Annotated in this window: 11 protein-coding genes; 2 read left to right on the forward strand and 9 right to left on the reverse strand. The window is 51.5% G+C overall.

Translation table 11 applies throughout. The annotated features are described in order from the left end of the window. Position 1: 1 nt before the first annotated feature. The 9 genes from rffA to trxA all read right to left on the reverse strand — a co-directional run bounded on the left by rffA (position 2) and on the right by trxA (position 8,583). The gene (rffA, locus tag OGX94_RS03365; RefSeq protein ID WP_286568713.1) at positions 2–1,132 is read right to left on the reverse strand and encodes a dTDP-4-amino-4,6-dideoxygalactose transaminase; all 1,131 of its coding nucleotides are present in this window, start codon (positions 1,130–1,132) and stop codon (positions 2–4) included. A gap of 4 nt (positions 1,133–1,136) precedes the next feature. Next, positions 1,137–1,814: a dTDP-4-amino-4,6-dideoxy-D-galactose acyltransferase gene (rffC, locus tag OGX94_RS03370; protein ID WP_286568715.1), complete on the reverse strand. Its 678-nt coding sequence runs from the start codon at positions 1,812–1,814 to the stop codon at positions 1,137–1,139. Next, positions 1,811–3,073 carry a UDP-N-acetyl-D-mannosamine dehydrogenase gene (gene wecC / locus OGX94_RS03375; protein WP_008787073.1) on the reverse strand — a complete coding sequence of 421 codons (1,263 nt, stop codon included), beginning with the start codon at positions 3,071–3,073 and terminating at the stop codon, positions 1,811–1,813. The genes rffC and wecC overlap by 4 nt, the downstream gene beginning before the upstream one ends. Beyond that, positions 3,070–4,200: a non-hydrolyzing UDP-N-acetylglucosamine 2-epimerase gene (gene wecB, locus OGX94_RS03380; RefSeq protein ID WP_257662379.1), complete on the reverse strand. Its 1,131-nt coding sequence runs from the start codon at positions 4,198–4,200 to the stop codon at positions 3,070–3,072. Before wecB ends, wecC begins: the two co-directional genes overlap by 4 nt. 55 nt (positions 4,201–4,255) lie before the next feature. Then, positions 4,256–5,302: an ECA polysaccharide chain length modulation protein gene (gene wzzE / locus OGX94_RS03385; protein WP_003829003.1), complete on the reverse strand. Its 1,047-nt coding sequence runs from the start codon at positions 5,300–5,302 to the stop codon at positions 4,256–4,258. Positions 5,303–5,314: 12 nt separating this feature from the next. Continuing rightward, on the reverse strand, positions 5,315–6,418 hold the full coding sequence (gene wecA, locus OGX94_RS03390; RefSeq protein ID WP_032945680.1) for a UDP-N-acetylglucosamine--undecaprenyl-phosphate N-acetylglucosaminephosphotransferase: 1,104 nt from the start codon (positions 6,416–6,418) through the stop codon (positions 5,315–5,317). Positions 6,419–6,656: 238 nt separating this feature from the next. Then, positions 6,657–7,916: a transcription termination factor Rho gene (gene rho, locus OGX94_RS03395; protein WP_002437993.1), complete on the reverse strand. Its 1,260-nt coding sequence runs from the start codon at positions 7,914–7,916 to the stop codon at positions 6,657–6,659. Positions 7,917–8,003: 87 nt separating this feature from the next. Then, complete coding sequence (locus OGX94_RS03400) at positions 8,004–8,123, reverse strand: rho operon leader peptide (protein WP_049259789.1); 120 nt, start codon at positions 8,121–8,123, stop codon at positions 8,004–8,006. 130 nt (positions 8,124–8,253) lie between these two features. Beyond that, complete coding sequence (gene trxA, locus OGX94_RS03405) at positions 8,254–8,583, reverse strand: thioredoxin TrxA (protein WP_001280776.1); 330 nt, start codon at positions 8,581–8,583, stop codon at positions 8,254–8,256. Positions 8,584–8,726: 143 nt separating this feature from the next. Between trxA and rhlB the strand changes: the two genes are divergently transcribed. Next, the gene (gene rhlB / locus OGX94_RS03410) at positions 8,727–9,995 is read left to right on the forward strand and encodes an ATP-dependent RNA helicase RhlB (protein ID WP_003829013.1); all 1,269 of its coding nucleotides are present in this window, start codon (positions 8,727–8,729) and stop codon (positions 9,993–9,995) included. Positions 9,996–10,131: 136 nt separating this feature from the next. Next, positions 10,132–11,613 carry a guanosine-5'-triphosphate,3'-diphosphate diphosphatase gene (gene gppA / locus OGX94_RS03415; RefSeq protein WP_003829016.1) on the forward strand — a complete coding sequence of 494 codons (1,482 nt, stop codon included), beginning with the start codon at positions 10,132–10,134 and terminating at the stop codon, positions 11,611–11,613. The last annotated feature ends 11 nt before the right edge of the window (positions 11,614–11,624 follow it).

Genomic DNA, 11,624 nt, shown 5'->3' on the forward strand with positions numbered 1-11,624 from the left:
ATCAGGCGAAGTAGTTGAGTAAGGTCGAAATGACCGTTCGCTGGTTTACTGGCGACAGGTTGTAAAACAGCGGCAAGCGCAGCAGACGCTCGCTCTCTTTAGTGGTGAAACGATCAACACCGGCAAATACGCCGAATTTATCGCCAGCCGGACAATCATGTAGCGGGATATAGTGGAACACCGCCATAATTTCAGCTTCTTTCAAGAAGTTAATCAACGCCGTGCGATCGTCGATATCGCGCAGCTTGATATAAAACATATGGGCGTTTTGCACGCAGCCGTCCGGGACAGAAGGTAGCTCGATACGTCCGGCACGCGCCAGCGGTTCGAGAGCATCATAGTAGTTCTGCCACAGCGCCAGACGCTGCTGGTTAATACGGTCAGCCGCTTCCAGTTGCGCCCACAGATAGGCAGCCTGCAGATCGGACATCAGATAGCTGGAGCCAATATCACGCCAGGCATACTTATCCACCTGACCGCGGAAAAACTGGCTGCGGTTAGTTCCTTTTTCACGGATGATCTCTGCACGTTCGACTAATTTTTTATCATTAATCAGCGTCGCACCACCTTCACCGCCTGCGGTATAGTTTTTGGTCTCATGGAAGCTAAAGCAACCGATGTGACCAATCGTCCCCAGCGCCCGACCTTTGTAAGTCGACATGACGCCCTGGGCCGCATCTTCCACGACAAACAGGTTATGTTTGGTCGCCAGCGCCATGATGGTATCCATTTCACAGGCTACGCCCGCGTAATGCACCGGAACGATAGCGCGGGTCTTGTCGGTGATCGCCGCTTCAATCAGCGTTTCGTCAATGTTCATGGTATCCGGGCGGATATCAACAAAGACAATTTTCGCACCGCGCAGCACGAAAGCATTGGCCGTGGAGACAAACGTATAGCTCGGCATAATGACTTCATCGTCAGGCTGGATATCCAGCAGCAATGCCGCCATCTCAAGCGATGCTGTGCAGGAAGGCGTCAGCAATACTTTCTCGCTGCCAAAATGCTGTTCCAGCCACTGTTGGCAGCGACGGGTAAAACCACCGTCGCCACACAGCTTGCCGCTGTTCATCGCAGACTGCATGTAATCGAGTTCAGTGCCCACCACCGGCGGTGCGTTAAATGGAATCATCGTGTCACCTGTATAACCAATACGCGGTGCTTTCCACATTCGCACCACTGTGTATATAGCGTTTAAGCGCGGCGGTATTGCCCATTTGGGTCGCCACGCGCAATGTTGTTTTACCGCGAGCCTGCGCCCAGCAAAGGGCAGCCTGCATCAGTTCTGCTCCCGCCCCACGCCCGGCCATCAGGCCAATTCGCGCCTCGGTCGCATTCAGTTCACGCAACGAGACATAGCCACGAATATCACCAACCGGTGTACGAAAAACGAGGCATTGATGATCGAACGTCCCCAGCACCGCGTTTTCAATCCACTGCGCGTAAAAACGCGCGCTGGCATCTGCGGCATACCACGGGGCGCGAAAACGACTTTGCGCGAACGCCTGTCCTGCCAGTTGGCGTAATGCAGGGATATCCGTAGTTTGTGCGACCTGCGCACCGGGGTCGCCATGCGCACACGTCACCGGCAGCACAAAATCCACTTCACCTTCAACCAGTGAGAAGCCCAACTGTTGCAGGGCATCTAATTCATGGATATTGGCGGCAGGAATTTTTGCCTGTACCCGCGACCAGGGCTGCAACACATCCGCAGTCAGAACCGGCGCGTGTTGGTCAAAACGCACAATGGCGCTATTCACGCCAAAGAACGTATTTTCCCAGCTAAGCGGCTCAATACTGGCGCGGATTTTCACCGCCAGACCCCTTTGGTATCAACGATATATTGCTGGTGAACCGCATCGCCTTTAATGGCTTTAAATTCATTATGGTCGACCAGCAAGACCAGCACATCGGCGCTTGCCAGGGCATCGTCCAGCGCTGCCAGTTGGCACAGACCGTCCAGTTTTTTCGGCAGTTGATGGATGTTCGGTTCCACCACCAATGTTTCGCCTTTGTGCCAATGCGCGATGCTTTGCGCAATTCCCATCGCCGGGCTTTCACGTAAGTCATCAATATTCGGTTTAAATGCCAGACCAAAACAGGCAATTTTCACTTCGCTGGCCCGTTTATTGGTATCCGCCAGACAGTCGGCCACGGCAGCTTTTACCTGATCAACCACCCAATGAGGCTTTCCGTCGTTTACCTCACGCGCGGTGCGAATCAATTTCGCCTGCTGCGGGTTCTGCGCCACGATAAACCACGGATCAACCGCGATACAGTGCCCGCCAACCCCCGGACCCGGTTGCAAAATATTCACGCGCGGATGGCGATTTGCCAGTCGAATCAGTTCCCAGACGTTGATCCCCTGATCGGCGCAAATCAGCGACAGCTCATTGGCGAAGGCGATATTGACGTCACGGAAGCTATTTTCAGTCAGTTTGCACATTTCCGCCGTACGGGCGTTGGTCACGACACATTCGCCCTCAAGGAAAATGTTGTACAGTTCGCTAGCACGCGCGGAACAGACGGAGGTCATTCCCCCAATCACGCGGTCGTTTTTAATCAGTTCAACCATCACCTGGCCCGGCAGCACGCGCTCTGGGCAATAAGCAATGTTAACGTCCGCGTGTTCACCGACTTGCTGCGGGAAAGTCAGGTCAGGACGCATTTCAGCCAGCCATGTGGCCATCTGTTCAGTGGCCCCGACAGGCGATGTCGATTCAAGGATCACCAACGCGCCTTTTTTCAGCACCGGTGCAAGAGACTTGGCTGCGGCTTCCACATAAACCATATCGGGTTCGTGCTCCCCCTTAAACGGAGTAGGCACAGCAATCAGATAGGCATCCGCATCTACAGGGGTTGTGGTCGCACGCAGAAATCCATTTTCGACCGCCGTTTTCACCACTGCGCCCAAATCTGGCTCAACGATATGAATTTCACCGCGATTAATGGTATCCACCGCGTGTTGATTTACATCTACGCCAATCACATGCTTTTGACGGGAAGCAAAGGCAGCCGCCGTCGGCAGTCCGATATAACCCAGCCCAATGACAGAAATGGTCGTAAAACTCATAGAGATATCCGATTATTTTTTAACGCGTGTAAAATGCGGCCACATGCCTGCCCATCACCATACGGATTATGGGCGCGGCTCATGGTCTGATATTCATTGTCGTCATGCAGCAAACGCGTGACTTCTTCGACAATACGCTGCGGGTCGGTCCCTACCAGACGTACTGTGCCTGCAGTAATCGCTTCCGGACGTTCCGTCGTTTCGCGCATCACCAGAACCGGTTTCCCCAGAGATGGGGCTTCTTCCTGAATCCCGCCAGAGTCGGTAAGGATCAGCCAGGCGTGATTCATCAGCCAGACAAACGGCATGTAATCCTGCGGTTCAATCAGGATGACGTTTTCAACGTGACCCAGAATGCGATTAACCGGTTCGCTGACGTTAGGATTCAGGTGCACCGGATAGACAATCTGTACGTTCTGATTGGCCGCAGCAATTTCCGCCAGCGCATGGCAAATGTGTTCAAAACCGCGACCGAAGCTTTCCCGACGATGACCGGTCACCAGTATCATCTTTTTATCCGAGTTCAGGAATGGGTAATGCTCTGCCAGTTCAGCTCGCAATGCATCGCTCGCCAGTACGCGATCGCGTACCCAGATCAACGCATCAATAACCGTATTACCTGTAACGAAGATACGGCTATCAGAAATGTTTTCTCGTAACAGGTTTTGGCGCGAGTTTTCTGTTGGTGCAAAATGATACATCGCCAGATGCCCGGTCAGCGTACGGTTCGCCTCTTCCGGCCAGGGAGAGTAGAGATCGCCTGTACGTAAGCCTGCCTCCACATGCCCTACCGGGATGCGCTGATAGAACGCGGCCAGGCTAGTAGCAATGGTGGTTGTGGTATCGCCGTGAACTAACACAACGTCAGGTTTAAAATCAGCCAGAATTGGCTTTAATCCTTCCAGTATTCGGCAGGTAATTTCTGTTAGTCCCTGACCTGGCTGCATAATATTGAGATCGTAGTCAGGTACAATGGAAAAGAGGTTCAACACCTGATCGAGCATCTCCCGATGCTGCGCCGTGACGCAAACTTTTGCCTCAAAATCAGGATCTTTTGCCAGCGCATGAACCAGAGGTGCCATTTTTATGGCCTCCGGTCGCGTGCCAAATACAGTCAGTACTTTCACATCGATTCTCTTCGGATTGGCAGTGAGGGCCCAGCCCCTCACTGCAACGATATTGCTAAATCGTGCGGCGACGGGTTAACGCGACACCGGCACCGATCAGAGCCCCAACGATGCCCCACATAATCATCAGGAAGGCACGACGAGGGCTGTCACGTTTTACCGGTTCCTCCGGCGTACGCAAATAACGATAGGTCTGAAAACGCGGATCCAGAGTTGGCCCAACGTTCAGTGTGTTAAGCATGGCTCGGTTTTGGAAGTAGTCCAGATCGAAATCGGGACCAACAGATTGCAGGTTTTCGAGTCGTGCCTGCAGCATAGGACGTCCAAGCAAAAACAGTTCAGAATCGGGTAGCTCTTCAGCCGGAACGTCAGTGGAAGTACGCGAAATATTATGCTGTTCAGCAATTTTGAGAGCCTGCTCAATGTTGTGAACTCGGCGAGAGAAAATCGATTTCGCCACTTCTTCCTGGCGTTTAACCTGCGCCTTCATTTGCACAGTGCGCGCAGCCCAGGCTCCCTTTAACTCGTCGTTCAGATGACGCGCTGCACGCTGACTGGCAAACGCGACGTACTGACGCAACAGATTGTTGGCATCAGGTGCCGTTTCGGCAATCAGCTTCACGCTGTCATTGGTATTACGAACCGCATCGCCGGGCATAAACTGAATGTTATTAATCAGTTCATCCAGCATCGCCGCATCGGCTTTACTGTTACCCACCATACGTTGCTTGTAATAATCAGTCTGCTGCCAGAATTCACGGCGCGTATCCCATGAGGCAAGCTGCATGATAAATTCTTTATAGGCCTCATCCATCACTGACGGCTGATCCGCAGATGCAAGACTGGCCTTGATGTCCAGGTTACGTAAGAACTGCTGCTGAGAGTAATAGCCGCCCAACATATTAACCGTTGGCCTGTCTGAAATCGCCGTCGCGCTCCACTCCTGACGAGCAAAAAACGTATAGGCGAGAGCGACTAACGCGAAAGCGAGAGCCATACCGACGATCCACACCTTCCCTGTCCACAAAGTACGAAACAACCCACGGATGTCCAGTTCATTTTCAGCGCTCATGGCATGTTCCCCCGGTAATGGTTGTGTCATCGTACCCTCAATTTATTTGGTTAAGTTTGGTTTACTGTCACGGTTTCTACGCAACTTGCGCTTCCAGCGTTTGATAAATCTCGCTACCTTCCAGGCACGTTTAATACAATAGTCGTACAAGACAAATGCCAGTAAAAAGAGCACCAGCATCACCCATTCCGGAACGACCCGAGAATATTCAGCCAACACGCCGATAGAAGCCAGGATCGCAGCAGCCAGCGTAATCAGGACAAAAGCCTGTCGGGAGGTAAACCCGGCACGCATGATTAAATGGTGAATATGTTGACGGTCCGGGGAGAAAGGGCTCATGCCTTTACGTAAACGACGATACATGATCGCCACCATATCCATTAACGGAATAGCAATAATCCACAGTGCGGTGACCGGACTAATAGGATGCGTTTTACCTTGAGTGGTCTCCAGCAGGATCCAGATGACCGTAAAGCCAATCAGCGTACTCCCCGCATCGCCCATAAAGACCTTATAGCGCCGTCCGAGAATACCCAGGTTCAGCATGATGTAAGGCAGAATGGCGGCGATCATGGCAAAACACCAGATAGCCAGGCTTGTCTGGCCGTCAAACCACAAGATAAGCCCCATTGCGGCGAATGATACGCTGGATAGCCCGCCTAACAGACCATCAATCCCATCCACCATGTTAAAGGCGTTAATTGCAGCCCAAACGGCGAAAAGGGTAAGGAAATAGCCAAAAGGACCGAGCACCATCTCCCAAGGGCCAAAAATGAACCCAAGGCTCAACAGATAGAGCTTACCTACCGCCATCATAATGATGCCGATGATAGCCTGGATGGTCGCACGGATTTTTACACTGATATCAAAGCGGTCGTCCAGTGCACCGATAAATACCAGTACACCAGCACAAGCCAGGTAGAGAGTTGCATGCGGGATATAATAATCGGCGATGAGGAACGTAAAGCAAATGCCTGCGTAAACCGAAATCCCCCCAACCAACGGAATCAGTCCCTGATGACGTTTGCGGAAGTTGGGTTTATCCACCAATCCTATCTTTTTCGCAACCTTACGGGCAAAGAAAAGAAACAGCGTTGTGAATAAAAAAATACTGATGAGATCAGTACTTGCTGTCAGTAAATTCACTATACATACTCTCAAAGAATATCAATATATGAAGTATAACCATCCAGGCGATTATTCAGAAGAGAAACCCGATTCCATATCAGGTGGTTCTGTATGATTATTAACCACAAAATACGAATTACAACCCTTCGTCGCCAGGCGGTATGTCATACCGGATTATTATTATTGTGTCGTTAAGATTACATCCACAAAAGCAAAACGCCACGTAAAAACGTGGCGTTTTCAGATGATGCCCGAATCAGGAACGCTTCATCATATCGAAGAAGTCGTCATTGGTCTTGGTCATCGCCAGTTTGTTAATGAGGAATTCCATTGCGTCGATTTCACCCATCGGATGGATGATTTTGCGCAGGATCCACATTTTCTGCAGCTCTTCCTGGGTGGTGAGCAGCTCTTCTTTACGGGTACCGGAACGGTTGTAGTCGATAGCCGGGAAGACGCGTTTTTCAGCAATCTTACGAGAGAGATGCAGTTCCATGTTGCCGGTACCTTTAAACTCTTCGTAGATAACTTCATCCATTTTAGAGCCGGTATCAATCAGCGCAGTCGCGATGATGGTCAGGCTACCGCCCTCTTCCACGTTACGTGCAGCACCAAAGAAACGCTTAGGACGATGCAGGGCGTTGGCGTCCACACCACCGGTCAGTACTTTACCGGAAGCCGGAACCACGGTGTTATATGCACGCGCCAGACGGGTGATGGAGTCAAGCAGAATGATAACGTCTTTCTTGTGTTCAACCAGACGTTTCGCCTTCTCGATAACCATTTCCGCAACCTGAACGTGACGGGAGGCTGGTTCGTCAAAGGTAGAGGCAACCACTTCACCTTTCACCAGACGCTGCATCTCGGTAACTTCTTCCGGACGTTCGTCAATCAGCAGCACCATCAGCACGCAGTCAGGATGATTGTATGCAATGCTCTGCGCGATGTTCTGCAGCAGCATGGTTTTACCCGCTTTCGGCGGAGCAACAATCAGACCACGTTGGCCACGACCGATCGGCGATGCCAGATCCAGTACACGCGCCGTTAAGTCTTCAGTAGAACCGTTACCACGTTCCATACGCAGACGAGAGTTTGCGTGCAGCGGCGTTAAGTTCTCAAAGAGGATTTTGTTACGGGCGTTTTCTGGTTTGTCGTAGTTAACTTCGTTAACTTTCAACAGCGCAAAGTAGCGTTCACCTTCTTTCGGCGGGCGAATCTTACCAGAAATGGTATCACCAGTGCGGAGGTTGAAACGGCGGATTTGGCTGGGAGAAACGTAGATGTCATCAGGACCGGCGAGGTAGGAGCTGTCTGCAGAGCGGAGGAAACCAAATCCATCCTGCAATATCTCCAGCACACCGTCACCAAAGATATCTTCGCCACTCTTTGCGTGCTGCTTCAGGATGGCAAAAATAATGTCCTGCTTGCGCATACGAGCCAGGTTTTCAAGGCCCATATTTTCGCCGAGAGTGATCAGCTCAGAAACCGGCGTATTCTTTAATTCGGTAAGATTCATAATGGTGTGAGTTCTTAAACTTGGGGTAAATCTCGAACTTAATGTTGTGAATGGTATGGCAGGGTCATCCATGCCTGTTTACGGCCATCAACTCATGTCTGTTCGCTGTCTGGTCACAGGAAAGTACGCAGAACTGAAACGACAAGACGGATTGAGTGACAAGCCAGGAATCTGTCCACTTCTCGCGCGAGAAACAACGGGAAGTATTGGATATAACTAGATTCAAACTTAATAAGGTATGTTTAATACGAAGTCAACACTAACTTAGCACGACTCAAGTCGGGCGTCCAGTCATCCGAATCATTTCGAAGTAGGGTCGCCCGATCATGAGACTTCCTTACGCTAAATTAGCGTCGAGGAATTCTTTCAACTGACCTTTGGACAGCGCGCCGACTTTCGTCGCCGCAACTTCACCGTTTTTAAACAGCAGCAGGGTCGGGATGCCACGGATACCATACTTCGGCGCGGTGCCTGGGTTTTGGTCAATGTTCAGTTTAGCAACCGTCAGTTTGCCCTGATATTCGTCAGCGATTTCATCCAGAATCGGAGCGATCATTTTGCACGGACCGCACCACTCTGCCCAGAAATCAACGAGGATTGCTCCGTCCGCTTTGAGTACATCCGTGTCAAAACTGTCGTCAGTCAGGTGAATAATTTTATCGCTCATAATAACTCCACAGGAATAAGCCTGGTGCATTGGTGTAGCATTAATCAACGACGTGTTGATGTAGCATTAACCAACTAAAGGTTGACTTTATTTCACCGGATACGCTTTCGTAAAGCAATAGTAAGCTGATATTCTACCACACTATGAGCAAAACACATTTAACAGAACAGAAGTTTTCCGACTTCGCCCTGCACCCAAAGGTGATAGAAGCCCTTGAAAACAAAGGCTTTCATAACTGCACGCCCATTCAGGCCCTCGCGCTGCCGCTAACGCTGGCTGGTCGTGATGTTGCCGGGCAGGCGCAAACCGGTACCGGAAAAACGATGGCGTTCCTGACGTCAACGTTTCATTATCTTCTCTCTCATCCCGCGATTGCCGATCGCAAGGTGAACCAACCGCGTGCGTTAATTATGGCGCCAACGCGTGAGTTAGCCGTGCAGATCCACGCCGATGCCGAGCCGCTGGCACAGACCACGGGTCTGAAATTAGGCCTGGCGTATGGCGGCGACGGTTATGATAAACAACTGAAAGTGCTGGAAAGCGGCGTCGATATTCTTATCGGCACAACCGGTCGTCTCATCGACTATGCAAAACAGAACCACATTAATCTGGGCGCGATTCAGGTCGTGGTGCTGGATGAAGCCGATCGTATGTACGATCTGGGCTTTATTAAAGATATCCGTTGGCTGTTCCGTCGTATGCCGCCAACCACCCAACGTCTGAACATGCTGTTTTCTGCAACCCTCTCATACCGCGTTCGCGAACTGGCGTTCGAACAGATGAATAACGCTGAGTACGTTGAAGTCGAACCGGAACAGAAAACAGGCCACCGCATTAAAGAAGAGCTCTTCTACCCTTCCAACGAAGAGAAAATGCGTTTGCTGCAAACGCTGATTGAAGAAGAGTGGCCAGATCGCGCCATTGTTTTTGCTAACACCAAGCATCGTTGTGAAGATATCTGGGGCAGCCTTGCTGCGGACGGTCATCGCGTCGGTCTGCTGACCGGTGACGTAGCACAGAAAAAACGTCTGCGTATTCTTGATGAGTTCACCCGTGGCGATCTCGACATTCTCGTTGCGACGGATGTCGCTGCGCGTGGCCTGCATATTCCAGCTGTAACGCACGTATTTAACTATGACCTGCCGGATGACTGTGAAGATTACGTTCACCGAATCGGTCGTACCGGACGTGCTGGCGCAAGCGGTCACTCTATCAGCCTGGCCTGTGAAGAGTACGCGCTGAATTTACCCGCAATCGAGACCTATATCGGCCACTCGATTCCGGTAAGCAAATATAACCCGGATGCGCTGATGACCGATCTGCCGAAGCCGTTGCGCTTAACGCGCCCGCGTACAGGCAATGGCCCACGCCGTACCGGTGGTGCTCCGCGTAATCGTCGTCGTTCAGGTTAAGAAAAGTTATGCCATACACAAAATCATTCAGCCTGTATCAAGGCGGCAAGAAAACGAATCCCGATGAGCTTACTTTAGTAAGTTATTCGGGTGAGAGAACGCAGCCAACACAGATACAGGTTGAAGGATGAAGTGTATGAATTCTACTTCGCTGTATGCGGCAATCGATCTCGGCTCGAATAGTTTTCATATGCTGGTTGTACGCGAGGTGGCAGGAAGCATCCAGACGCTCACGCGTATCAAACGCAAAGTGCGTCTGGCCGCTGGACTCAACGGTGACAACGAGCTCTCTGTTGAAGCGATGGAGCGCGGCTGGCAATGCTTGCGCTTGTTTGCAGAACGTCTGCAGGATATTCCGCATCCACAAATCCGCGTGGTCGCCACGGCAACATTACGCATCGCCGTAAATGCCGATGTGTTTATTGCCAAAGCGCAAGAGATCCTTGGCTGCCCTGTCCAGGTAATTAGCGGTGAAGAAGAAGCGCGACTGATTTATCAAGGTGTAGCCCACACAACCGGCGGTGCCGATCAGCGTCTGGTTGTGGATATTGGTGGCGCCAGCACTGAATTAGTCACCGGTTCCGGCGCACAAACCACCTCTCTGTTCAGCCTGTCGATGGGCTGCGTCACCTGGCTCGAACGCTATTTTACCGATCGTAATCTGGCACAGGAAAACTTTGACGAGGCAGAGAAGGCCGCACGTGAAGTTCTGCGCCCGGTCGCCGACAAACTGCGTTTTCATGGCTGGAAAGTTTGCGTTGGTGCCTCTGGTACCGTCCAGGCGTTGCAGGAAATCATGATGGCGCAGGGCATGGATGAGCGCATTACGCTGGCCAAACTTCAGCAGCTCAAGCAGCGCGCCATTCACTGCGGTCGTCTGGAAGAGCTGGAAATCGAAGGGTTAACGCTGGAACGTGCGCTGGTTTTCCCCAGCGGGCTGGCCATTCTGATTGCTATTTTCACCGAACTGAACATTCAATGCATGACCCTGGCCGGCGGCGCATTACGTGAAGGTCTGGTCTACGGTATGCTGCACCTGGCGGTGGATCAGGATATTCGTAGCCGCACATTACGCAATATCCAGCGTCGCTTTATGGTCGATACAGAGCAAGCACATCGCGTTGCTAATTTAGCGACTAAATTTCTCGATCAGGTAGAAAAAAAGTGGCATCTTGAACCGATTAGCCGCGAACTACTGATTAGTGCCTGTCAGCTGCATGAAATTGGCCTAAGCGTTGATTTTAAACAGGCACCACAGCATGCCGCTTATCTGGTGCGCAATCTCGATCTCCCGGGTTTTACCCCTGCGCAAAAGAAACTGCTAGCAACGCTGTTACTCAACCAGACCAATCCCGTCGATCTCTCTTCGCTCCACCAGCAAAACGCAGTGCCACCGCGCATCGCAGAGCATCTTTGCCGTTTGCTCCGTTTGGCGATCATCTTCGCCAGCCGTCGCCGTGACGATCTTGTGCCGGAAATTCAAATGGATGCAAGAAACGAGCACCTGACGGTCACGCTACCAGAAGGCTGGCTGGAACATCATCCGCTGGGTAAAGAGTTAATCGATCAGGAAAGTCAGTGGCAAAGCTATGTCCACTGGCCACTGGACGTTCATTAGATGTTGGTTGC

This window comes from Citrobacter sp. Cpo037 (assembly GCF_030332945.1).
In the GTDB taxonomy this organism is placed as follows: domain Bacteria; phylum Pseudomonadota; class Gammaproteobacteria; order Enterobacterales; family Enterobacteriaceae; genus Citrobacter; species Citrobacter portucalensis.

What these genes read in the sequence shown, in the direction of transcription:
- rffA (WP_286568713.1), bottom strand. Translation starts at nt 1,132, where the DNA reads ATGATTCCATTTAACGCACCGCCGGTGGTGGGCACTGAACTCGATTAC.
- wecC (WP_008787073.1), bottom strand. Translation starts at nt 3,073, where the DNA reads ATGAGTTTTACGACCATTTCTGTCATTGGGCTGGGTTATATCGGACTG.
- wzzE (WP_003829003.1), bottom strand. Translation starts at nt 5,302, where the DNA reads ATGACACAACCATTACCGGGGGAACATGCCATGAGCGCTGAAAATGAA.
- rho (WP_002437993.1), bottom strand. Translation starts at nt 7,916, where the DNA reads ATGAATCTTACCGAATTAAAGAATACGCCGGTTTCTGAGCTGATCACT.
- trxA (WP_001280776.1), bottom strand. Translation starts at nt 8,583, where the DNA reads ATGAGCGATAAAATTATTCACCTGACTGACGACAGTTTTGACACGGAT.
- rhlB (WP_003829013.1), top strand. Translation starts at nt 8,727, where the DNA reads ATGAGCAAAACACATTTAACAGAACAGAAGTTTTCCGACTTCGCCCTG.
- gppA (WP_003829016.1), top strand. Translation starts at nt 10,132, where the DNA reads ATGAATTCTACTTCGCTGTATGCGGCAATCGATCTCGGCTCGAATAGT.